Source organism: Wolbachia endosymbiont (group A) of Andrena fulva (assembly GCF_964026815.1).
Lineage (GTDB): Bacteria > Pseudomonadota > Alphaproteobacteria > Rickettsiales > Anaplasmataceae > Wolbachia > Wolbachia pipientis.
This window is the reverse complement of record NZ_OZ034701.1, coordinates 806,326-829,774: the sequence shown is the minus strand read 5'-3', so window position 1 is coordinate 829,774 and position 23,449 is coordinate 806,326. Positions and strand designations below refer to the sequence as shown.

Genomic DNA, 23,449 nt, shown 5'->3' with positions numbered 1-23,449 from the left:
ATTTGCAGGCAATTTGCGTGGCAGATGGTGTCATCCCAGTGCCCAGACACTGGGATCCAGCCTTTTCATAATCATCAAAACGTTGTATTTTAACATAAAACGGCTACTTTTATGCTTACCAACTTAATAAAATTTCTGGATCCAAGTGTCAAGCACTGGGATGACATCATAGGGGCGCTGGGATGACACCCTCCTGCTAGACAATGTTCGTACAGTTGTACATCTACCATGCAAGTTACCTGAAAATTGCAATGTTCGTACACTTGACTACTTGGATCTAGTATGATTTAATTAACCAAGAAGTAGGCATGAAAAAATTATGTAGTGAACCAGTTTGCATAACACCAGGAGGAAAATATGGATAGAAAGACGAGAATAGAATCAGACAGCTTAGGGGAAGTAAAAGTACCAAGTGAACATTACTGGGGAGCGCAGACTCAGCGTTCTTTAGAAAATTTTAAGATTGGCACAGAAAAAATGCCAGAGCCTCTGATTAAAGCATTAGCAATAGTAAAACTTGCAGCAGCACATGTTAACATGAAGCAGGGTAGCATAGATAATAAGGTAGGGGACGCAATCTGCGCAGCCGCAAAGGAAGTAATAGATGGCAAATTTAATAATGAATTTCCGCTTGTTGTTTGGCAAACCGGATCCGGAACGCAGACTAATATGAATATGAATGAAGTGATCAGCAATCGCGCAATAGAGATTTTAGGTGGTAATTTGGGTAGTAAATCTCCGATACATCCAAATGATCATGTGAATTATGGTCAGTCGTCAAATGACACCTTTCCAACAGCAATGCATATAGCAGCAGCAGACCAGATAAACCGCTTGCTTATTCCAAATCTTGAAAAATTGCATAAGGTGCTGGATAATAAGGTTCAGGAATTTAAAGATATAATAAAAGTAGGACGTACTCATCTGCAAGATGCAACGCCCCTAACACTAGGACAGGAGTTCTCTGGCTATGCAGTCCAGATTAAAAAGGGGATAGAGAGAGTAAAATCAACTTTAAGTGATATATATGAGCTTGCACAAGGTGGCACTGCGGTTGGCACGGGACTCAATACTAAAAAGGGTTTTGCTGAAGATTTTGCAAAGCAAGTTGCAGGAATTACTAACCTTCCATTTACTTCAGCAGGCAATAAATTTGAAGCGCTAGCAGCAAATGATGCTTTAGTTGAGCTCAGTGGAACACTCAATACAGTAGCAGTCAGTTTAATGAAAATTGCAAATGATATAAGGTTGCTTGGTTCTGGTCCAAGATGCGGAATTGGGGAAATAATGTTACCGGAAAATGAGCCTGGTTCTTCAATTATGCCAGGTAAAGTGAATCCAACTCAGTGTGAAGCGGTGACTATGGTATGCACTCAAGTTATGGGAAATCATGTTGCTGTAACCATTAGTGGTTCAAACGGTCATTTTGAATTGAATGTGTTTAAGCCAGTGATAATTTACAATGTTTTGCAGTCTATAAGACTTTTAGCTGACGCAAGTTTAAATTTTACAGAAAAATGTGTAATTGGTATTAAAGCAAATGAAGAGAGGATAAAAGATTTACTGAATCAGTCGTTGATGTTGGTCACTATATTAAATACGCATATAGGGTACGACAATGCAGCAAAAATAGCGAAGCTTGCTTATAAAGAAAATATCACTCTAAAAGAAGCAGCAGCAAAACTTCAACTGCTCACTGAGGAAGAGTTTGAAAGGATAGTGAAACCAGAAGAAATGGTAAATTATTTGTAACCGCTCACACTTAATTCTTCAATCTCACTAATAGAAAGGCCAGTAAACTTGACAATAGTGTTAACATCAACATTATTAGCTAGCATTGTTTTTGTAACTTCAATTTTCCCTTCCTCTTTACCAATTTTTTGTATCCGTTCAGCGGAGTGGTAGAATAAGGTAGACAAAGCAAGATAATAAAGATAATCATAGAGCAAAAGTGAGGTAATGTGGTAAACCTTTTAGAACTTTGCAAAAATTTACAGCAAAAAATAGAAAAACTGAAAGCAGAGATAGAAAACTTAAAAGCAGAAAATAAAGCTTTAAAGATAGAGAACGCTGAATTAAAGGAAAGGCTCGGTTTAAATTCAAAAAACTCATCCCTGCCCAGCTCAAAAGAGCTATACAAAATAAAAAAGGACAAGCCAAAAAGCGAAAGGAATGTTGGCGATCAGGTTGGGCATAAAGGAAATTTTCATGCCACAATGGAAGCGGATAAAGTAGTAAAAATAGAGTTGCCTAATATTTGCGAATGCGGAGGAGAGCTTGTAATATGCGAAAAACCTTATGTTCACCAAAAAGTTGATCTTCCGGAAATTAGGCCTTATGTAGTAATTGGAACATGGTCGTTGTTGGAGATGCAGAAAAAGAAAAAGTAGCAAGTTACCAGAAGGTGTTACGCCAGATACATTTGGTCCAAGGGTTAAGTCTATAATTGCAGCACTCAGCGGATTTTACAAAAACTCAAAGCGTGAAGTGGCTAGTATCATAAATGACATTTTTAATTTGAACATAAGTGTTGGCAGCATATCAAATCTTACTATTACCCACAAATATGAGGTTCGTGAGCAAGTCGCCATCCTTCTGCTAAATCAAAGAGACGTTTATATCCTTTCCAAAGAGTAATTGGTCCTGGTTTTGGGTCATTTTTTCTTGCTAAATGGCCTCCAAGTTCACGAAACGGCTTCTTTTATAGTAGGGGCTATATTTGGACATGGTTTCCTGTGTATTTTAACATATAAAACTTTCCATTCTTCCTCAGCTAATAAGGCAGTACATGGTAATGTTGGGTTAGTTCTTGCAATTGATGTAATAAAGAAAATTCTCCAAGCAATAATGCTCATGACTGTTAAATACCTCATTAATCTTTCTGCTGTTCCAAGTCTACATTCCTCAACTTTGAGACCAGATTTTAAAATCTTATGCAATATCTATATTTTCCATCTCAAACAATACCAACTAACTTTTTCAACAGCTTCTTCAAAAGTACTGACCGGAAAAAAGCATCCACTCTAGAGGACTTGCTTCGGGAGGAGAGTTTTTTTCAACAACATGAATTGCGTGAAGTTGTAGACTCTGTCGGTTTATATTTTATGTGACCTTCTTTACATTTTATATGGCCTTCATGTGATAAATTTTCCGAATCTAATTTCTAAAAACGCTGTCCTTTTTTGCTTGTTATCTCTAGCAGGGATTTCAACTTCTACTTTTCCAGCGCAAGGGAGGCCTTGGTGCGCCAAGAAGTGCTTGGAGAACAGTTGGTGAAAATCCAACACAAACAAAGTCTAGCCAACAGTTTGGAACAGACCACTATGTTGCATGAGGTAACGAGTGTAATAGAGCTAGTGGGATGGACAATGCAGGGCACAACGGAAGTGAAGGAGTGGAGTCCCGAAATACCTGAAGACATAGAGGTCGACATGTTCATGGCCATGGAAGACAGCATGAAGGATAACGTAAAGGCAAGTTATCACTCACTCTATCGGGATCTGAGACCGTGCCATGTATTGAAATGGACTTCAAGTGAACTTGGGAGATCCCATGCATTCCTATTAAGGTACGTTGGAACAAGTCAACAAAGGCAAGAACTAGCGGAAGATGCAGGGGAAGTCGGACTGATTGATAGTACTCAGAATGTGGGAAAGCCACGTACAAGGGGAAGCGATCAGCAATATAGTAACTGGAATAGGGATTGCTATGCCAATACAACGGAGGTAGGAATAACATGCGATATAAACTAAACCAGATAGCAGTAAGAGCAAAGCAAGATAAGCGACTAAAATTCACATCGTTAGTCCATCTGATAAATACAGAGAATCTTGCGAGATGTTATAAAGAACTGAAGCGTAACAAGGCTTGTGGAGTAGACCAGATAACAGTGGAATCATACGGAGAAAATCTGAATGAGAAACTCGAAGTGCTAGTAGAAAGTATGAAGAGGAAGCAATATCAACCACAACCAGTAAAGAGGGTATATATACCGAAAGCTGGAAGTAAAGAGAAACGCGGACTCGGAATACCATCGACCGAGGATAAATTAGTACAGATTATGCTGAAGAAGATATTAGAAAATATTTACGAGGCAAACTTTCTGGACAGCTCATATGGATTTCGACCAGGAAGAAACTGTCATCAAGCGGTAAATGCACTAGATAAAGCAGTTATGTACAAGCCAATAAACTACATTGTAGAAGTGGATATCAAGAAGTTCTACGATAATATACAGCATAAATGGCTAATGAGGTGTCTAAGGGAACGAATAACTGACCCAAATTTGCTGTGGTTAGTAAAGCGGTTTCTCAAGGCAGGGATAGTCGAAGCTGGAAATTATGAAGCAACAAAACAAGGTACACCACAAGGCGGTATAGTAAGTCCTGTATTAGCAAATATATACTTACATTATGTGTTGGATTTATGGATAGAAAAGAAATTTAAACCAAGATCCAGAGGATATATACAAGTAATAAGGTTTTGCGATGATTTTGTGGTTTGTTGCGAAAGTAAGGTAGACGCGGAAGAATTTCTGGAATTACTGAAACAAAGGCTAAATAAATTTGGGTTGGAAGTATCTGAAAACAAAACCAGAGTAGTAAAGTTTGGCAAGAGGGAGTGGCAACGAGCGATAAGAGAGAAACGAAGGACGGAAAGTTTCAATTTTCTGGGGTTTACGCACTATGGTGCAAAAAGTCGTCGTGGTAGATTAATGATGGGACATAAAACCTCTAAGTTAAATCTAGCCAGAAAACTAAAAGAAATCAAGGAGTGGTTGAAAATAGTCCGCGGAAGTATTCGACTTAAAGATTGGTGGCAAGTACTGAAGGCTAAATTAACAGGACACTATAACTACTTTGGTATTAGCGGAAATTATTGGTGTTTGAAACAATTTTACACATCAGTAAGAAAGCTAGCATTTAAATGGATAAATCGGCGTAGTCAGAAAAAGAGTATGACCTGGGAACAGTTTGTACACTACGTAGAAGTAAATCCATTACCAAAGCCAAAAATACATTTTTCTTTATATGCATAAGAGGGACGACTGTGAAAACTAATATTGATGAGCCGTGTGCGGGAAATCTGCAAGCACGGTTCTTTAGGGGGAGTTGTAGTAATAAAACTCAAACGAGAGGAGTAAAGCTACAGCTTCTACCGAACGATAAATGACCATAATTTTTGCTTGTTCCTGGTATGCATGAATTTTTTATTTACATTTCTGTTGTGGCGAGCTCTTACTAAAATTGCTGAGTTAAGATTATGTGCAAGTTCAAAAAAATCATGCATATCTGCTTCTCTGTCACATACAGTTATAGCTTCGGTTTGGGCCAGATCTATAATATTATTTGTTTTCTTTAAACTTTCTAGCCATTTCATACTTTCTTTATCCTCAATATGAACGTTGTTACGATGGCTCTTTAGTCTTTTTTCTTCTTCAGAAATGAGTTGCCTCGAGTAAATCTTTTGATCCAGTATTCCCAGCTTCCGTACTAACAGCAAGGGCTGTATGCATTACTGCTCCTTTTCCAGCAATAGTTCCCAATCCGCTTATGGCTTGAGTATGAAATATAAGTTGTATCTTGAATCACAAGAATTCTTTTATGAGCTTTTGTTCTCTCAACTGTTTTATCAATGTGTGAAGCTAGAATATCGACTTCTTTTACGTTCTCATTTTGAAAAAAACGTTATGCTGCTTTTGCTTCTGACCAACTTCCGCATGCCTCATTAATTGAGCTTTCAGGTAAACTTATCAAACTATCAGCAATCTTTACTAATCGGTCAGTTAATCTTTTATCTCCAAGTACAGCATCTCCAAATTCATTTTTAGCCCATTCATTACTCTCGTTTGCCATTTTTATACCCTCAATATTTGCAAACTCTAATATTGTAATACTTTATTTATAAGTACATTTATATTTGTGGGTAATAGTAAGATTTGATATGCTGCCAACACTTATGTTCAAATTAAAAATGTCATTTATGATACTAGCCACTTCACGCTTTGAGTTTTTGTAAAATCCGCTGAGTGCTGCAATTATAGACTTAACCCTTGGACCAAATGTATCTGGCGTAACACCTTCTGGTAACTTGCTACTTTTTCTTTTTCTGCATCTCCAACAACGACCATGTTCCAATTATAGCTCTTTCCATAAAAGTCCGGATGTGATAGGATAAGGGTAGATGATGATAAGGAGGTTGAATGCCAGCAGCATATAGTTATGATTTAAGAAAAAAAGCAATGGAAGCGCTAGACGAAGGAGAAAGCAGAGAAACAGTGGCAGCAAGATTTAAGATTGGACGAACTACTTTATGGGAGTGGCAGCAAAGAAGAAAAGAAACAGGAGACTTTCAATCAAAAAAACTTGGAAATGGGGGTTACAATCACAAAATTACCGACTGGGATACCTTTGCCAAATTTGCCAGAGAACACGGAGGAAAGACTCTATCGGAAATGGCTAAACTTTGGAACAACGTTAGTATCCAAACGATCTATCGAGCCCTTAAAAAAATTGGATTTACGCGCAAAAAAAGACATATGGATACAAGGAAAGAAACGAAGAAAAACGTGCTGAATTTTTGAAAATTATAGCGACAAAAGAACCTAAAAACTTAGTGTATATAGATGAGTCTGGCATTGATAACACCGAAGACTACCCCTACGGATATTGCCAGAAAGGACAGCGGTTTTATGCCTTAAAATCTGGAAAGAAAACTCAACGAATCAGTATGGTTGCAGCCTTAAGTGGAAGAAAGATAGTTGTTCCGTTAACCTTTGAAGGCCACTGTAATATGGATGTTTTTAATGGATGGTTTGAGCAATTTTTGACACCGATCTTGGAACCTGGACAGACTGTCATTCTTGACAATGCTACTTTTCATAAGTCTGATAAGATTATCGAGCTTGCTAAAGGGGTTGGTGCAGAAATTTTGTATCTGCCGCCTTATTCTCCAGATTTCAACAAAATTGAGCATCATTGGTTTGCTATAAAAAACAGAGCCAGGAAAAAATTCCTCTATTCGAATCCTTTCGTCGTGCTGTTGATTCTGCCTTCCTATGACCTGTTCGGACTATTATGAGAAATGCTATACTACATAAGGCCTAATTTCCGGAAGATCAACTTTTTGGTGAACATAAGGTTTTTCGCATATTACAAGCTCTCCTCCGCATTCGCAAATATTAGGCAACTCTATTTTTACTACTTTATCCGCTTCCATTGTGGCATGAAAATTTCCTTTATGCCCAACCTGATCGCCAACATTCCTTTCGCTTTTTGGCTTGTCCTTTTTTATTTTGTATAGCTCTTTTGAGCTGGGCAGGGATGAGTTTTTTGAATTTAAACCGAGCCTTTCCTTTAATTCAGCGTTCTCTATCTTTAAAGCTTTATTTTCTGCTTTTAAGTTTTCTATCTCTGCTTTCAGTTTTTCTATTTTTTGCTGCAAATTTTTGCAAAGTTCTAAAAGGTTTACCACATTAGTTATCTAAGTGAGGAAAGTCACCTCTCCCCACTCGACTTCGAAACCGGACTTGTGACTTTCACCACATCCGGCTTCTCTCTAACTTGGTGTTTGTCATACACACTCCTATGTAAATAATGTTCGGTAGAAGCTGTAGCTTTACTCCTCTCGTTTGAGTTTTATTACTACAACTCCCCCTAAAGAACCGTGCTTGCAGATTTCCCGCACACGGCTCATCAATATTAGTTTTCACAGTCGTCCCTCTTATGCATATAAAGAAAAATGTATTTTTGGCTTTGGTAATGGATTTACTTCTACGTAGTGTACAAACTGTTCCCAGGTCATACTCTTTTTCTGACTACGCCGATTTATCCATTTAAATGCTAGCTTTCTTACTGATGTGTAAAATTGTTTCAAACACCAATAATTTCCGCTAATACCAAAGTAGTTATAGTGTCCTGTTAATTTAGCCTTCAGTACTTGCCACCAATCTTTAAGTCGAATACTTCCGCGGACTATTTTCAACCACTCCTTGATTTCTTTTAGTTTTCTGGCTAGATTTAACTTAGAGGTTTTATGTCCCATCATTAATCTACCACGACGACTTTTTGCACCATAGTGCGTAAACCCCAGAAAATTGAAACTTTCCGTCCTTCGTTTCTCTCTTATCGCTCGTTGCCACTCCCTCTTGCCAAACTTTACTACTCTGGTTTTGTTTTCAGATACTTCCAACCCAAATTTATTTAGCCTTTGTTTCAGTAATTCCAGAAATTCTTCCGCGTCTACCTTACTTTCGCAACAAACCACAAAATCATCGCAAAACCTTATTACTTGTATATATCCTCTGGATCTTGGTTTAAATTTCTTTTCTATCCATAAATCCAACACATAATGTAAGTATATATTTGCTAATACAGGACTTACTATACCGCCTTGTGGTGTACCTTGTTTTGTTGCTTCATAATTTCCAGCTTCGACTATCCCTGCCTTGAGAAACCGCTTTACTAACCACAGCAAATTTGGGTCAGTTATTCGTTCCCTTAGACACCTCATTAGCCATTTATGCTGTATATTATCGTAGAACTTCTTGATATCCACTTCTACAATGTAGTTTATTGGCTTGTACATAACTGCTTTATCTAGTGCATTTACCGCTTGATGACAGTTTCTTCCTGGTCGAAATCCATATGAGCTGTCCAGAAAGTTTGCCTCGTAAATATTTTCTAATATCTTCTTCAGCATAATCTGCACTAATTTATCCTCGGTCGATGGTATTCCGAGTCCGCGTTTCTCTTTACTTCCAGCTTTCGGTATATATACCCTCTTTACTGGTTGTGGTTGATATTGCTTCCTCTTCATACTTTCTACTAGCACTTCGAGTTTCTCATTCAGATTTTCTCCGTATGATTCCACTGTTATCTGGTCTACTCCACAAGCCTTGTTACGCTTCAGTTCTTTATAACATCTCGCAAGATTCTCTGTATTTATCAGATGGACTAACGATGTGAATTTTAGTCGCTTATCTTGCTTTGCTCTTACTGCTATCTGGTTTAGTTTATATCGCATGTTATTCCTACCTCCGTTGTATTGGCATAGCAATCCCTATTCCAGTTACTATATTGCTGATCGCTTCCCCTTGTACGTGGCTTTCCCACATTCTGAGTACTATCAATCAGTCCGACTTCCCCTGCATCTTCCGCTAGTTCTTGCCTTTGTTGACTTGTTCCAACGTACCTTAATAGGAATGCATGGGATCTCCCAAGTTCACTTGAAGTCCATTTCAATACATGGCACGGTCTCAGATCCCGATAGAGTGAGTGATAACTTGCCTTTACGTTATCCTTCATGCTGTCTTCCATGGCCATGAACATGTCGACCTCTATGTCTTCAGGTATTTCGGGACTCCACTCCTTCACTTCCGTTGTGCCCTGCATTGTCCATCCCACTAGCTCTATTACACTCGTTACCTCATGCAACATAGTGGTCTGTTCCAAACTGTTGGCTAGACTTTGTTTGTGTTGGATTTTCACCAACTGTTCTCCAAGCACTTCTTGGCGCACCATGACATCGGATCGCACCCTCACTTTTGCTCTATGATTATCTTTATTATCTTGCTTTGTCTACCTTATTCTACCACTCCGCTGAACGGATACGGTTTAAGACATAAGATCCTTTTTCATAGCTATACTACGTTATCCAGCGTCTGGGCACTGGTTTCTTGGTACTTATTCCGCAATAATTTTTTTTTCCTTCAATAAACTTTGCAGTTCGCCTTTTTCGTACATCTCGCGAGTGATGTCGCAACCACCAATAAACTCTTCCTTTATATATAATTGTGGAATTGTTGGCCAATCAGAAAATTTTTTTATAGATTCACGTATTTCATCATTCTCCAACACGTTAATATACTTAAACTTCACGTTCAATTTTTTTAGGATTGACACGACGAGTCCAGAGAATCCGCATTGAGGAAAATCAGAAGTGCCTTTCATATACAATACCACATCATTTTCTGTTATATCTTTTTTTATTTGTTCAAAATTGCTCATAAATTCACCTTATTTTTAAGTATTAGTTTCCAGTTGCAAGGCGTGTATAGACTGACCTTCCAGAGCTTTATATACCATTTTATGCTGTTCTATTTTTGTCTTTCCAAGAAAACACTTGGAGTTTATTTTTAAATGATAATGGTCATCATCTCCAGCAAGATCATGAATCTTTATATCAGCGTCGGGGAACGATTGTTTGATGATCCTCTCTAATTCGTGAATTGCAATAGTCATTGATTTGCTTTAAATTACAATACTTTCATTATAAATCTAAAACGATTGAGCGCAATAAAAAGTTGCTATCATAAAAAATAGAAGCATACTATAATAATGGAATGACAAGTTATGCAGGGAGGCTTTGTGGTGGGCGAAAGATTTAAATTCACATATCTATTGGTTTTGCTAACTTTTTCATTTAGGTGCTTATCTTACGATGATAAAATAAATAACTTAGAGAATGTTTACATCAAAGCTAACTATTTTGGAGCATTCTTCAATGCAATAGGTTCTCTAGAAGGAAAAGAAGATGCAGGTGACAATATAACAGAGGGGGTTTTTAGTTTTAATAAGAAGGAGCGAATTGAAGCTGGATACAGTCCTAAATATGTTCCAGGGTTTGCCGGTAGTGCTGCAATAGGGTATTTATTCAAAAATATGAGAGTTGAGTTTGAAGGCTTATATTCTCAGACTAACTTATATGATGAAGATTATTCAGATAAGAAAAAAGCAAGATATATTGAACTTCGTCGTCACAATGATGCGTCTACTGGAGCGGAATGCAATTCACCTTGGAGAAGTGGAAAGGTTGATATTCACATTCAAGAAAATTGTAGTGTTGAAGCAGAGTTCAGAGCTGCATTTAAGATGAAAAATGAAGGTTTTAATAACTTAGCTGGAATGGTCAATGTATATCGTGATTTTAATATAGCAAAAATGCCATTCACCCCATATGTTGGTATTGGTGCAGGTGTAACTAGGGTTAAATTTCTAGGAAAAACCAGATATGCCTTGGCTTACCAAGCAAAACTTGGTATCAATCACCAACTTACAGCACAAACTCAAGCATTTGCTGGTTTACGCTATTTTGGTATCCTTGATAACCAATTTAAAGATATTGTACCAGGAATAAAGATACTAGCTGGTGAAGGATATATTCCTGCCGGTGGAGGAAGTAAAGTTGATGAAACTGCACGTGTTGAATCAACAACTGCAACCATTACCAATAGGTTTGGCTTATATGGCTTAGAGTTTGGATTGGTTTATCACTTTTAACTTTATCCAATAAATTACATATGTGAAGATAGTAAATTCAGCGTGCTGAGAACATTAGAAAGACGAGATTTTAATTGATTTTCATATTTACTCCAATCTTGTATTGCCTTTCTTGCAACACCTGAATCAACTGCGGCTTTTGCAACAGCAGGAGCTACTATAGAAATTAATCTTGGGTCAAATGGAGTAGGTATTATATATTCACGTCCATAGCCCATTTTACGACCGCCATAGACTGCAGATATCTCACCTGGTACTGGCTCACGGGCAAGCTTTGCTATTGCATCTGCAGCTGCAATTTTCATTTCATCATTTATTGTTGTTGCACGCACATCAAGTGCTCCTCTAAATATATAAGGAAACCCCATGACATTATTAACTTGGTTATTGTAATCTGATCTACCAGTTGCGATTATTGCATCTGGCCTCACAGATTTTGCAAACTCAGGCCTTACTTCTGGATCAGGGTTGGCGAGAGCGAAAATAATCGGGTCTTTGCCCATACTCTTTAACATCTCTTCATTTAACACATCTTTTGCAGATAGTCCGATGAATACATCAGCGCCTTTTATTGTATCAAGTAGAGAACGTTCGGAAGTATCAATTGCATACTTTTCCTTCCACTCATTCATGTCTTCGTTTCTACCTTTGTATATTACTCCTTGCTTATCACACAGCACTATATTTTTAGCACCCATGGACTTTAGTATTTCTAAACATGCAACACCGGCTGCTCCAGCACCATTCATAATGATCTTAACGTCCTCTAATTTCTTTCCGACAATATCAAGAGCATTTTCTATGCCAGCTGCAACAACCACCGCAGTTCCATGCTGGTCATCATGGAACACTGGAATATCCATCAGTTCATTCAGGCGTTTCTCTATTATAAAACAATCAGGAGATCTTATATCTTCTAAATTTATTCCTCCCCAACTTGGCCCAAGATACCTTACTGCATTGATAAAATCTTCTATATTTTCTGTATCAACTTCTATATCAACTGCATCAATATCAGCAAAACGCTTAAATAAAACAGCTTTGCCTTCCATGACCGGTTTTGAAGCAAGAGGACCGATATTACCAAGTCCAAGCACTGCAGTGCCATTTGAAATGACAGCAACACAGTTGCTTTTTGCCGTATAATCATAAACAACCTCAGGATTTTTAGCTATTTCAAGACACGGAGCTGCAACGCCAGGGGAATAAGCAAGTGACAAATCATACTGGGTAGATAAAGGTTTTGTTGGCATAATTGAAATTTTACCAGGGTTACCACCTCTACTGTGATACTTAAGTGCTTCTTGTTTTGTGGTACTATCTAAATCATCGTTCATCATTACATCCTTATATTTTAAGCTTGTATTTTTTAAGTATATGGAGTTTTTATAAATGTTCAATTGTAAACTATTAGCTTGTGAACTCTGTTGTACTTCTGTATAAGTTTACCTACTACGTAAAATGGTATTACATGCTTAAGAAGAACTTGCCTAATTTGCTTACGATTTCTCGTGCACTTGCAATACCAGCAATAATATTAAGTTTTTATATAGAAAATAAATATGCAGGCCTGATAACAATATCAATCTTTATATTTGCATGCATTACGGATTTTTTTGATGGTTACCTGGCGCGTGCGTGGAAAGTCCAATCAAAGTTTGGCAAGCTATTTGATCCAATTGCTGACAAATTAATAGTGGTTTCAACGATAATTATGCTAGTTTATAAGCATAAGATAAATGATTTTACAATAGTACCGTCGATTATCATCATCTGTCGGGAGATATTAGTTTCGGGTTTACGGGAGTTTCTGATAGCTACAAATGTTAGTCTACCTGTAAGCAAAGCTGGAAAAATTAAAACATTTCTACAGATGGTTGCTGTAGTAGCGCTAATAATGAACGATTATTATATGATTCAATATACAGGTGCGATTTGTTTATGGGTTGCAGCTATTATAACTGTGTGGTCAGGCTATAATTATATCCTAGCTGGCATCAAACAGATTGGTTAAATCTCCTAGGAAATAGTTAATAGACAAGAGTAGTTAATATCTTAGTGATATTGACTCAGAAAGCAAAAAGGTGTATAATTGTATTAACTTACAACTAATTAGGTTAATATTATGAAAATACCTAGTGGCAAATTTTCTTCTACTAAAAAGGTTCCAGGAAAGAATAAGAAAAAAAGAGATTTTGAACCATTAGAAGAGTTTTTTTGGGATTTTTGGCCAACAGTTGATAAAGAAGTCAAAAGAGAAAGGCTAGAACAAGAACTATTAGCACTAAAAAAAAGAGAGCTATATAGAAAATGTGCATCATTGGTAACAATGGTTCCATTTGCATTATTTATGGCTATTGAACTGGAAAAAATATGTAGCGATCAGGTATTACTTGGCGTGATAAGTGGCGCGCTAAGTCACACTATATTACCTTTCATGGTCCTATCTCTTATTTGTACACTATATTTAATTTACAATAATAGGAAAATAGCACAAAAAGAACGAGAGTTGAAGAATATTGAAAATGGAAAGGAAGTAAAGGAAAAAGAGCACAATATTTCTGATATAGGTCAGTGTTTGATCTATATTGAGGCTATAACAACTGCACTGGTTATTGTAGGTATGATAATGGGTGAAACATCTTCACTTGAAGCAGCAGAGGATGCAATTTTATTTCTTGCCAATGCAATTGCTTTTCTTGCAACTATTGTTTCTTATATTGATAAGCATGAAAAAAATAAGAAAAAGGAAACAGAAAAGTCTGATCTTGATGAGAAATCTAGCAAGAAAACTAGCAATATGTCTGTAGCCGGATTGGCGCTTGCTGGTTCTTCTATATTTTTAATAAGAAGGATAATGTTAATGGCATTAGCATCGTCCTTAAATCCTGCTGTTGGACCTACTTTAGGCTTGATAGGTATTGCAATTTTTATGGCTGTACAGGTCTTAACTATACATTCCTACAGTAAGACGCTGAAAGATCCAAAAGTGGAAGGACGAGGTGAATCAAGAAATGCAGGTAGTTCTGACCGTAGTTATAAAGAAGAAGGACCGGCTGTTGCCTAAGAAATTTATTTATTTAAGTAATATTTAGGTCTATACTTTATTTTGATCGAAAAAAATCTTATGTATAAGACTTTAATCACGTGCTTTATTTTCCTAATTTGCTCCTTTACACAATCGTATGCGGATGATCTTGAAAAAACTGAAACTGAACTATATGAAGAAGCAGTTGAACTTTTTGACCAGAAAAAATATAAACAAGCTATTAGGGCATTTCATAAGATAGAGGATTTGTATCCTTTTTCTTATTGGGCAATGAAAGCGAAATTATTATCTGGGGTTTCTCACTATAATATGGGTAACTATAGCAGTGCTGCAAGTGATATGGATGATTATATATATGTTTATTCAAATGGTGAAGATTTACCATATGTATACTACTTAAGAGTATTATCTTATTACATGCAAATTAATAAAGTGCAACTTGGACAGCAAACTGCATATAAAACTTTAGAGCTAGCCACTGAGTACATTAATCTCTTTCCAGGCAGCGAATATGTAGGCGAGATAAAGGAAAAAGCAAACCTAATCACAGAGCATATATCAACAAAAGAGTATTCTATCGGTAAATTTTACCTGAGGCGTGGTGAATATTTAGCAGCAATTAAGCGTTTCCAGAATATGGCAAGCTATAAGGATTCTAAATATTTTTCTAAGTCTATTAACCATTTAATAGCAGCCCATTCAGCTCTTGGCCTTGACTTAGAAGCTGAGCAGTATGAAAGTATGTTATTAGCAGAAAACCTGCAAGATGCCAAGCCAGAGGCTTGAAAATTTGCTTTAGCTTTTTCTATGCTTTGATATATAATTAGGTTTTTAACTATTTGAATATGGCTGGTCATTCACAATTTTCAAATATAAAACATCGGAAAGGCGCTCAGGATGCAAAGCGCTCTCAAAAATTTACGAAGCTGATCAGAGAAATAGCAGTTGCTGCAAAGCAAGGGCTACCCGATCCCGAACTCAACCCGCGCCTTCGCTTTGCTATATTTGCTGCACGCAAGGAAAATCTACCAAAAGATAAAATAGAAACAGCAATAAAAAATGCAACTGGTAACGTTGCTGGAGAAAATTACGAAGAAATCCAATATGAAGGTCATGGGCCTTCTGGTACTGCACTCATTGTCCATGCCTTGACTAATAACCGCAACCGTACTGCTTCTGAGGTACGTTATATATTTTCTCGCAAGAGTGGAAACTTGGGAGAAACAGGAAGTGTTAGTTACCTTTTTGATCATGTAGGTTTAATTGTCTATAAAGCAGAGGGTGTGAATTTTGATGATTTATTCAGTCATGGAATCGAATTAGAAGTATTGAATGTTGAGGAAAATGACAAAAAAGGATTACACGTTATAACTTGTGAAATAAAAGATTTTGGTAAAGTACGCGATGCCTTTTATGCAAAATTCGGAGAACCAGAACTTGCTCGTCTTTCATGGCAGCCAAAAGATCTGATTGAAATTAGCGATAAAGAGTTAATTGATAAATTATCTGCATTGGTTGAAGAACTAGAAGATAACGACGATGTACAGTATGTGGAAGGTAATTTTACTTTTGTTGATGCTGTTTAAATGATGAAGCTGATTATATTTATACTGTTTTATATTTTACCAATATTTAATATACACGCCCTTAAGACTCCAGATAACAGTAAAGAGACTTTTTTAATATCCAGCACCATAAAATCTTCTTTTTTTGCCACGGGAATTGAGCAAGGGTTGGCGCCAAATACAGTGGTGAAATTGATCAACATATATAAAGATTTTGGTGTTGATTTTAAAAAAGACATTGTGCCAGAGAGTAAATTGGAGGTTCTTTTTGAGAGATTGCCTAATAATCAGAAGACTGAAGAAAAAATTTTATATGCTTCACTGACAATAAACAAGAAAGCTATTAGTTTATATCATTATAAATCGCAAGACGGCAAAGAAAGGTATTTTAATAATGAAGGAATAAGCTTAAAAAATGGCGAAATTTTTGCAAATCCTTTAAATGGAGATTATCGCATATCCTCAAAATTTGGCAATAGAAAGCATCCTGTTCGCGGTAAAATTGCTTTTCACAAAGGAGTGGATTATGCAGCTAAACTTGGCACTCCCATATACGCTGCTGCAGAGGGTGTGGTAGAATATATAGGAAAGAATGGTGGCTATGGAAATTACATCAAAATAAAACACAAAAATGAATATTCAACCTGTTACGCGCATATAAGTAGATTTAGTGGCGATATAAAGTTAGGCTCTAAAGTAAAGCAGGGGCAGGTCATCGCTTATGTTGGTAGCACTGGTGTTGCAACAGGACCCCATTTACATTACGAAGTTATATATAACAGCAAACACATCGATCCGCTTACGATAGCGCATAAAACTGAAGTAAAATTGCCTGATCATGAATTAAGAGAGTTTAAACTATTTGTAAATAAGATAAATAAAACGATCAACAGAGAGGGTTCAAGTGAAAAAGAAGTTTAAAGACAGTATGGATAAGAATACGATAAACGATAGAAATTTGAGTCAAATTCGGGCTTTTCCTGTACTAATAGTGCTAGGATTAATTTTATCGCTGCTTTTTTTGGCATATGACAGCACAATTGCACTTGGAGTTGCTGCCGTTTCAATTTTGACTTTTCTTCAAGGATTTTTTATTAATGACCCTAATGAAGCAAGAGTGATAGAATTTTTTGGTCATTATATTGGAACTTATTTTAAGTCTGGAATATGTGTAACGCTTCCCTTTTCAAGCAAATATATAGTTTCCCTAAAATTTCAGAATATTAACACAGAAAAAATAAAAGTTAATGATGCAAATGGAAGTCCAATAGAGATTTCTGCAGTAATTGTTTGGAGAGTGAGCAGTCCTGCAAAGGCGTATTATAATGTTAACAACTATCACGAATTTGTTTTTGTACAAAGTGACTCAGTAATAAGAGAATTAGCAAGCAATTATCCGTATGATAGCGAAAGCGATGAGGAGTCTTTACGTAAAAATTCTGATAAAATTTCGAGTGAATTGCAGTCAATGTTACAACAAAGATTAGATATTGCAGGAATTGAGATTACAGAAGCAAGAATATCGCATTTGGCGTATTCGTCCGAGATTGCACAAGCAATGTTAAGGCGTCAACAAGCACATGCTATCACTTCGGCAAGAAGGCATATAGTGCAAAATGCAATAGGAATTGTCGAGGAAGTAATAGCTCATTTTGAAAAAAACAAAAGCTTACAATTAGATGGCAAGCAAAAGGTTCAATTGATAAATAATTTGTTGGTTTCCCTAATCTCTGAGCAAGATGCACAACCGACGATTAGTTTAGATAATAATTAGCATAGAAGCCGATTGGGTTTCATAAATGCAAGTCACTATTAATTTCTTGATTAATAGACTAAATGATGTTATAAATTACACGCATTAGGGGTGCTCTAGAAAAGCTGAGAGTACATAAAGTACAACCCTTTGAACCTGATATTGTTAAAGCAAGCGTAGGAAAATGTATGTATATAAATATTGAAGAATGCTTCGGCTTCATTGCGTTAATTGCATCTCTAATTGGATTATCACCTCAAGTATATAAAGCATATATCACTAAAGTTACTCGTGATGTATCGATGTTAATGTTAGTAAACTATCTTATTTGTTCATTGTCTTGGATTGGCTATGGTCTTTACCAGAGCTCAATTTTTGTGGTGCTTAGCAATATTGCTGGATTAGTGATTAGCATAATATCAATTATTCAAAAATGTTACTACGATGCAAAACCTGCACCATGATCATGTGCTGCACTGCAGTACACAACAACAATATCGTTCTATTGTAGTGCTAAATGGAAAAATACCGAGCTCATCGTTTTTTAAACGAGATATACCTATTATTGCTGTAGATGGAGGAGCAAACAAGCTTCTATCAATTGGCGTAAAACCTGATCTTGTAGTAGGAGATTTGGATAGCGTAAATCTGGATTTACGTGCTAATTTGAATACGATATATCTACCTGATCAAGATTATTGCGACTTTTCTAAAGCAATGGCTCACTTAAAAACAGTAAAGTTATTGCCATCAATAGTAACGGGTATTACTGGAGGAGCAATTGATCACATACTACAGAATATTAACATTTTTCTAAGTACGGGCAGTATCTTTTACACACCTTCACCTCCCATGGTAGGTTACACTTTACAAAAAGGTATTACCCATTTTTTTTCTTTGCCAAAAAATACTAAAATATCTTTACTTGGTATACCGAGAGCTCAAATATCAACCAAAGGATTAAAATGGGAACTGCACCTTAGTAATCTTGCTTTTCCGGGAAAAAATTCTTGCTTTAATCGAAGTTTAGGCAATAAGGTATCCGTAGAAGTACACAGTGGTATATGTCTAGCAATGATTTATTTAGAGACAGTAGATGATGCTGCAAGACATCATGTGCGTCAAGTTAAGAAGTAAATAGACTTCTTGCATAACCCAAACTAAGTAGAAAAAAGGTATCATCCAAGTAGCTGACACTGGTTCCTTTATGACGTGTCATTCCAGTTTCAGCTACTTGAATGACAGCAGTCCTACGTCATACCGCCGCGGTATCTCTTAGCCGCTAACAAGCAGCGGGATGACGAATTGCTTAACCGTCATACCGCCGCAGACCGTCATACCGCCGCGGCGGTATCTCATCCGCTAACACGTAGTGGGATACTTGATCTTTACAGGAATGACGGTTGTCAGGCTAGCCTGTCATCCCAGTGCCCAGACACTGGGATCCAGGAATTTTATTAAGTTGGTAAGCATAAAAGTGTTATGTAAAATACAACGTTCTTGATGGGATTGCGTGAAAGGCTGGATCCCAGTGTCAGCTACTTGGATGACAAAAAAAGGAGCACTGGCATGACACCTCTCTTGGACTCTTTTAGCCACAAACATTAAGAAATTTACTAAATGAAAAAAAAGGCAAAAGAAGCCCTGAGGTTATTATCCGCTTTAAAATATTGGCGTTTTTTATGTTTTAAACGCTTGACAAGCGAGATTCAGCCGCTTTTAATTGCAACTAACCTACGCTGCAAATGTTTAAGAAATTTACTAAGCAGAAAAAAAGACAAAGAATCCCCGAGTTAGCTAGTCTTTTACTATCTCTGTCGAGTATTGGCATTTTTTGATGTCTTGTAACGCTTTATAAGCGCGTTCAGCTTATTTAGATAAAAATCTAGATGTAGATGAAGTTTTGTAAAGACATACAGTATCTATATACTGCAAAAAATTGAACATAAGACGCCGATACATTAAGTAATCCTTACCTTTTAATCTGCAGATTGGCGAAAGCAAATACAATAGCTTCAGTTTCATGATAAGTGGGCTGGCGGAGTTTGTCAAGCAAGTTTTTTCGTTTCTACTGAATGACAGTTGTGGCTTGGGAGGTAGTGCAAGAAGTCTATTGTATTACTGAATTATTAATAATCTAGTAATAGTGCCTGCTATGTAGCTAAAATTTTCCTTTAACTTAAGCTATATGTAGCTAAAATAACTTGGGTTTACCGACGATTTGACAAACGACAAATTCGTCATCCCGCTACTTGTTAGCGGGATCTAGAGATATCGCAGCGGTATGACCCTGACTTGCATTAGCCATGTATAATAAAGGGAATCTATGACAAAAGAATCATTGGTAAAAACTGATATAGTGAAAGTTGAAGACAAAAAGGCGGTAAGAAGCTTTTTTAAAATACTAGGTGGAGTGGCAGATGCTGTAAGATCGTGGATTGGTAACATCAGTCCTGATTTAAGCAACAGTCGCGATATCGATAGTTTAGTCTTGAAGATGAACGAGTGCTTAAATCCAAAGGGAGGGGAGGTTTCAGCACGTAAAAATGCTGTATCTCTTGGTAACTTGTACTTAAGCTTATCAGAGAAAGGTAAAATAAAATTTCTACAAACCCTGGCAGAAAAATTTAATCCGAATAAAGCGGAAATAGATGAGAAAATTAGAGAGTATAAGAAAAACCAAGATCCCGAGTTAAACTATAAATTTGAACAGGATTTAATAAAAATTCTTGAATCACCACGTTCTAAAATATTGAAGCAATTTATTTCTTTACCAGAAGGCCTTAAGTTTATTGTTGATATGCGTTCTGATGTGCTTAAGCTAAAGAACCAATATAGAAGCTTGAATCCACTAGAGAGCGAATTAAAAAATATACTCTATACTTGGGTTGATGTTGATCTACTCGATCTTCGTCAAATCACTTGGGATTCACCTGCATCATTGCTAGAAAAACTTATAAAATATGAAGCTGTGCATAAAATTTCCTCTTGGGGCGACCTAAAAAACAGACTAGATTCTGATCGTCTCTGTTTTGCTTTTTTTCATTACAAGATACCAAACGAACCTCTAATTTTTGTAGAGGTTGCATTGGTGGATAAGATTGCAGATAGCATTCAACACCTTTTAGATGAGTCAGTACCTTCAAATGATCCGAGTAATGCAAGCACTGCTATATTCTATTCAATATCAAACACTCAAGCAGGGTTATCTGGAATCAGCCTTGGTAATTTTTTGATCAAAAGGGTTGTAGAAAAGCTATCACAGGAGTTTAAAAGTATAAAAACATATGCAACTCTTTCTCCAATACCTGGCTTTACGAAATGGCTAAAAAACAATCTAAACCAAGATGTCACTTTATTGGGCAAACTAAATATAAAACAATCTAGTGCAGAAATTTTAGAAAGTGCAGAGCAATTAAAAACTAATGTTGAATGTACAAATGAAACTAAACAATACATGCTTAAACTATGTGCATATTATTTACTAAAAGTGAATAATAGTAATGGAAATACTTATGACCCGGTGGCGCATTTTCATTTAAGCAATGGCGCATCAATAAAACAATTAAACTGGATGGCGGATACTTCTGAAAAGGGTATTAGTCAGTCAGCCGGGATGATGGTAAATTATCTATATGAGTTGCCTAAAATAGATAATAATCATGAAAACTATATGGTTAATAAAGTGATTTCCTGCTCGAAAAAAGTGTCGTCTATGTTGAAGGAGTAAATAGTCTCTTAATAAAGGATTGCCCTCACAACACTTAAAATGTAAAATGGTTCTACTTAAGTAAAATAGCCATAAATGAACAACATAAGAAATTTTGCAATAATAGCGCATATAGACCACGGTAAGTCAACGCTTGCTGACCGTTTAATAGAGGAATGTAACGGCCTTGAAGCAAGAGAAATGACCAATCAAATACTCGATTCAATGGATATAGAACGCGAACGTGGGATTACAATTAAGGCACAGACGGTAAAACTCAATTATACGGCAAACGACGGTAATCAATATTGCCTAAATCTCATGGACACCCCAGGTCACGTTGACTTTTCTTACGAGGTAAGTCGAAGCTTAGCAGCGTGCGAAGGTTCACTTTTAGTGGTAGATAGTAGCCAGGGCGTTGAAGCACAAACCCTTGCAAATGTATATAAAGCTATTGACAACAACCATGAAATAATAGTTGTGCTCAATAAAGTTGATCTTCCTGCTGCAGATCCAGAAGGGGTAAAACTCCAGGTTGAGGAAATAATCGGTATTGATGCAAGTGAGTCAGTTTTAATATCAGCAAAAACTGGACTTGGAATAAAAGATGTACTGGAAGCAATAGTAGCAAAACTTCCAGCTCCTCAAGGTGATGTAAATGCTCCATTGCAAGCAATTTTGGTTGATAGTTGGTATGACACTTACTTAGGAGTAGTAATTTTAGTGCGAGTTAAAAATGGAGTGCTAAAAAAAGGCATGAGAATTGTTATGATGTCTAATAATGCTACATATCAAGTGGACAATATTGGTATTTTCACCCCTAAAAAAGTGATGACGGGTGAACTTTCAGCGGGTGAAGTTGGTTTTATAACTGCTTCAATGAAGGAAGTGGCAGACTGCAAGGTAGGGGACACTATCACTGAGGAAAAGAGACCTTGTAGTGAAGCACTTCCTGGATTTAAAGAAGTGCATCCTGTGGTATTTTGTAGCATTTTCCCTCACAAAACGGATGATTTTAAATATTTAAGGGAAGCTCTAGAAAAGTTACATTTAAATGATGCAAGTTTTACCTTCGAAGCTGAAACTTCAAATGCACTAGGCTATGGATTTCGTTGTGGTTTTTTGGGAATGTTGCATCTTGAAGTTATTCAAGAAAGGCTCGAGAGAGAATTTGATTTAGACCTAACAGCAACTGCGCCAAGTGTTATATACAGGGTTACAACACGAAGTGGTGAAATTTTGAATATTCATAACCCAAGTGATATGCCAGATCCAACAAAAATTGAAATTGTGGAAGAACCGTGGATTACCGCAACCATAATGGTTCCTGATCAATACTTGGGAGAGATTCTATCTCTATGTGAAGAAAGGAGGGGAGAACAGGAGGATTTATCTTACATTGGTAACACAACAACAGCATTGTTAAGATATAAGTTACCACTGTCTGAAGTTGTTTTTGACTTTTATGATCGATTAAAATCAATTTCCAAAGGATATGCAAGCTTAGATTGGGAAATTTCCAGCTATCTGGTAAGCCAAATAGATAAATTAAGCTTTTTAATTAATGGAGAGCCCGTAGATGCACTGGCTTGTATCGTTCACAAAAGTAGGGCAGAAAAAAGAGGGCGTGAAATATGTGCACGCTTGAAGGATTTAATACCACGTCAGCAATACAAAATCGCGATTCAAGCGGCAGTGGGCGGAAAAATCATTGCCAGAGAAACGATTAACCCATACAGAAAAGATGTAACAGCTAAACTCTATGGTGGAGATGTAACGCGAAGAATGAAACTACTTGAAAAGCAAAAGAAGGGTAAAAAAAGGTTACATTCTATAGGGAACGTAAATATTCCACAGAATGCTTTTATTCAAGCCTTGAAGATAAGTGATTGATCTTAAAAGACTTCTTGTATAGTTTTTGGCAACAACCGTTAGAAACGAAAAAACTTACTTGACAAACTCTGCCAGCCCCCTTATCATGAAAGTGAAGCTATTTATTTATCTTCTCTGTACAGATTAAATGACAAAAAAACTCACGTATCTGGCGTCTCATGTTTAATTTTTTGCACTATGTGCACCTTATGTCTTTATCAA

22 protein-coding genes, 7 pseudogenes and 1 riboswitch are annotated in these 23,449 nt (G+C 36.7%); of the genes and pseudogenes, 17 read left to right on the top strand and 12 right to left on the bottom strand.

What is annotated here, in order from left to right:
* Positions 1-89: 89 nt before the first annotated feature.
* A complete protein-coding gene (locus AAGD84_RS04110; RefSeq protein ID WP_153296801.1) occupies positions 90-230 on the bottom strand; it encodes a hypothetical protein in 141 nt (46 codons plus the stop codon).
* Between the two features lie 127 nt (positions 231-357).
* Between AAGD84_RS04110 and fumC the strand changes: the two genes are divergently transcribed.
* Positions 358-1,752 (top strand): class II fumarate hydratase, encoded by a 1,395-nt coding sequence (gene fumC, locus AAGD84_RS04105; RefSeq protein WP_265037835.1) that lies wholly within the window; start codon positions 358-360, stop codon positions 1,750-1,752.
* Here fumC and AAGD84_RS04100 read toward each other — a convergent pair.
* Positions 1,743-1,874, bottom strand: a pseudogene (locus AAGD84_RS04100) (transposase); the annotation flags it as partial. The gene fumC and the pseudogene AAGD84_RS04100 sit on opposite strands and share 10 nt — an antisense overlap.
* Before the next feature lie 87 nt (positions 1,875-1,961).
* On the opposite strand from AAGD84_RS04100, the pseudogene AAGD84_RS04095 reads away from it, so the two are divergent.
* Positions 1,962-2,547 (top strand): annotated as a pseudogene (locus AAGD84_RS04095) (DUF6444 domain-containing protein); the annotation flags it as partial.
* A gap of 7 nt (positions 2,548-2,554) precedes the next feature.
* On the opposite strand, the pseudogene AAGD84_RS04090 reads toward AAGD84_RS04095, so the two are convergent.
* Positions 2,555-3,230: pseudogene (locus tag AAGD84_RS04090) on the bottom strand (IS4 family transposase); the annotation flags it as partial.
* A 9-nt stretch (positions 3,231-3,239) separates the two neighbouring features.
* On the opposite strand from AAGD84_RS04090, the gene AAGD84_RS04085 reads away from it, so the two are divergent.
* From AAGD84_RS04085 to AAGD84_RS04075, 3 genes are read left to right on the top strand one after another with little or no spacing between them, the layout of a single operon-like run.
* Positions 3,240-3,752: a hypothetical protein gene (locus AAGD84_RS04085; protein ID WP_245611107.1), complete on the top strand. Its 513-nt coding sequence runs from the start codon at positions 3,240-3,242 to the stop codon at positions 3,750-3,752.
* Entirely contained in the window at positions 3,737-5,038 is a 1,302-nt protein-coding gene (gene ltrA / locus AAGD84_RS04080) for a group II intron reverse transcriptase/maturase (protein WP_338476458.1), read from the top strand. The genes AAGD84_RS04085 and ltrA (AAGD84_RS04080) overlap by 16 nt, the downstream gene beginning before the upstream one ends.
* A gap of 11 nt (positions 5,039-5,049) precedes the next feature.
* A complete protein-coding gene (locus AAGD84_RS04075; protein ID WP_341817836.1) occupies positions 5,050-5,172 on the top strand; it encodes a hypothetical protein in 123 nt (40 codons plus the stop codon).
* Here AAGD84_RS04075 and AAGD84_RS04070 read toward each other — a convergent pair.
* Together AAGD84_RS04070 and AAGD84_RS04065 are read right to left on the bottom strand one after the other, a co-directional pair.
* Positions 5,164-5,855: pseudogene (locus AAGD84_RS04070) on the bottom strand (transposase DNA-binding-containing protein); the annotation flags it as partial. The gene AAGD84_RS04075 and the pseudogene AAGD84_RS04070 sit on opposite strands and share 9 nt — an antisense overlap.
* A 54-nt stretch (positions 5,856-5,909) precedes the next feature.
* Positions 5,910-6,137, bottom strand: a pseudogene (locus AAGD84_RS04065) (IS66 family transposase); the annotation flags it as partial.
* Between the two features lie 65 nt (positions 6,138-6,202).
* Between AAGD84_RS04065 and AAGD84_RS04060 the strand changes: the two are divergent.
* Positions 6,203-7,061 (top strand): annotated as a pseudogene (locus AAGD84_RS04060) (IS630 family transposase).
* A 28-nt stretch (positions 7,062-7,089) separates the two neighbouring features.
* Here the strand turns inward: AAGD84_RS04060 and AAGD84_RS04055 are convergent.
* The 6 genes and pseudogenes from AAGD84_RS04055 to AAGD84_RS04030 all read right to left on the bottom strand — a co-directional run.
* Positions 7,090-7,473, bottom strand: a pseudogene (locus AAGD84_RS04055) (DUF6444 domain-containing protein); the annotation flags it as partial.
* A 64-nt stretch (positions 7,474-7,537) separates the two neighbouring features.
* On the bottom strand, positions 7,538-7,711 hold the full coding sequence (locus tag AAGD84_RS04050; RefSeq protein WP_264722855.1) for a hypothetical protein: 174 nt from the start codon (positions 7,709-7,711) through the stop codon (positions 7,538-7,540).
* Positions 7,712-7,722: 11 nt separating this feature from the next.
* Positions 7,723-9,024 carry a group II intron reverse transcriptase/maturase gene (gene ltrA / locus AAGD84_RS04045; RefSeq protein WP_338476458.1) on the bottom strand — a complete coding sequence of 434 codons (1,302 nt, stop codon included), beginning with the start codon at positions 9,022-9,024 and terminating at the stop codon, positions 7,723-7,725.
* Positions 9,009-9,521, bottom strand: a complete 513-nt coding sequence (locus AAGD84_RS04040; protein ID WP_245611107.1) for a hypothetical protein — start codon at positions 9,519-9,521, stop codon at positions 9,009-9,011. The genes ltrA (AAGD84_RS04045) and AAGD84_RS04040 overlap by 16 nt, the downstream gene beginning before the upstream one ends.
* Positions 9,522-9,683: 162 nt before the next feature.
* Positions 9,684-10,007: a Grx4 family monothiol glutaredoxin gene (gene grxD, locus AAGD84_RS04035; RefSeq protein ID WP_006280013.1), complete on the bottom strand. Its 324-nt coding sequence runs from the start codon at positions 10,005-10,007 to the stop codon at positions 9,684-9,686.
* 15 nt (positions 10,008-10,022) lie between these two features.
* On the bottom strand, positions 10,023-10,241 hold the full coding sequence (locus AAGD84_RS04030; RefSeq protein ID WP_006280012.1) for a BolA/IbaG family iron-sulfur metabolism protein: 219 nt from the start codon (positions 10,239-10,241) through the stop codon (positions 10,023-10,025).
* A 126-nt stretch (positions 10,242-10,367) separates the two neighbouring features.
* Between AAGD84_RS04030 and AAGD84_RS04025 the strand changes: the two genes are divergently transcribed.
* Positions 10,368-11,279 carry a P44/Msp2 family outer membrane protein gene (locus tag AAGD84_RS04025; protein ID WP_341817834.1) on the top strand — a complete coding sequence of 304 codons (912 nt, stop codon included), beginning with the start codon at positions 10,368-10,370 and terminating at the stop codon, positions 11,277-11,279.
* Between the two features lie 14 nt (positions 11,280-11,293).
* Here the strand turns inward: AAGD84_RS04025 and AAGD84_RS04020 are convergent, their stop codons facing one another.
* On the bottom strand, positions 11,294-12,616 hold the full coding sequence (locus AAGD84_RS04020) for a malic enzyme-like NAD(P)-binding protein (protein WP_264723455.1): 1,323 nt from the start codon (positions 12,614-12,616) through the stop codon (positions 11,294-11,296).
* A 134-nt stretch (positions 12,617-12,750) separates the two neighbouring features.
* On the opposite strand from AAGD84_RS04020, the gene pgsA reads away from it, so the two are divergent.
* The 10 genes from pgsA (at position 12,751) to lepA (ending at position 23,248) form a co-directional block, all read left to right on the top strand.
* Positions 12,751-13,293 carry a CDP-diacylglycerol--glycerol-3-phosphate 3-phosphatidyltransferase gene (pgsA, locus tag AAGD84_RS04015; protein WP_264723385.1) on the top strand — a complete coding sequence of 181 codons (543 nt, stop codon included), beginning with the start codon at positions 12,751-12,753 and terminating at the stop codon, positions 13,291-13,293.
* 111 nt (positions 13,294-13,404) lie between these two features.
* Positions 13,405-14,346: a hypothetical protein gene (locus AAGD84_RS04010; protein ID WP_265037977.1), complete on the top strand. Its 942-nt coding sequence runs from the start codon at positions 13,405-13,407 to the stop codon at positions 14,344-14,346.
* Positions 14,347-14,406: 60 nt separating this feature from the next.
* Positions 14,407-15,114, top strand: coding sequence for an outer membrane protein assembly factor BamD (locus tag AAGD84_RS04005; RefSeq protein WP_264723456.1), 708 nt, complete (start codon positions 14,407-14,409; stop codon positions 15,112-15,114).
* 59 nt (positions 15,115-15,173) lie between these two features.
* Positions 15,174-15,914 carry a YebC/PmpR family DNA-binding transcriptional regulator gene (locus AAGD84_RS04000; protein WP_341817833.1) on the top strand — a complete coding sequence of 247 codons (741 nt, stop codon included), beginning with the start codon at positions 15,174-15,176 and terminating at the stop codon, positions 15,912-15,914.
* A gap of 3 nt (positions 15,915-15,917) precedes the next feature.
* Positions 15,918-16,814 carry a M23 family metallopeptidase gene (locus AAGD84_RS03995; protein WP_265037976.1) on the top strand — a complete coding sequence of 299 codons (897 nt, stop codon included), beginning with the start codon at positions 15,918-15,920 and terminating at the stop codon, positions 16,812-16,814.
* A gap of 7 nt (positions 16,815-16,821) precedes the next feature.
* Complete coding sequence (locus tag AAGD84_RS03990) at positions 16,822-17,667, top strand: SPFH domain-containing protein (protein ID WP_341818165.1); 846 nt, start codon at positions 16,822-16,824, stop codon at positions 17,665-17,667.
* A gap of 76 nt (positions 17,668-17,743) precedes the next feature.
* Positions 17,744-17,846, top strand: a riboswitch (TPP riboswitch).
* On the top strand, positions 17,835-18,110 hold the full coding sequence (locus tag AAGD84_RS03985) for a SemiSWEET family sugar transporter (protein ID WP_006280002.1): 276 nt from the start codon (positions 17,835-17,837) through the stop codon (positions 18,108-18,110). (Overlaps the previous riboswitch by 12 nt.)
* A complete protein-coding gene (locus AAGD84_RS03980) occupies positions 18,091-18,783 on the top strand; it encodes a thiamine diphosphokinase (protein ID WP_010962623.1) in 693 nt (230 codons plus the stop codon). Before AAGD84_RS03985 ends, AAGD84_RS03980 begins: the two co-directional genes overlap by 20 nt.
* 1,189 nt (positions 18,784-19,972) lie before the next feature.
* Positions 19,973-21,376, top strand: coding sequence for a malonyl-CoA decarboxylase (locus tag AAGD84_RS03975; protein ID WP_015588958.1), 1,404 nt, complete (start codon positions 19,973-19,975; stop codon positions 21,374-21,376).
* A gap of 75 nt (positions 21,377-21,451) precedes the next feature.
* Entirely contained in the window at positions 21,452-23,248 is a 1,797-nt protein-coding gene (gene lepA, locus AAGD84_RS03970) for a translation elongation factor 4 (protein WP_265037975.1), read from the top strand.
* Positions 23,249-23,449: the final 201 nt, after the last annotated feature.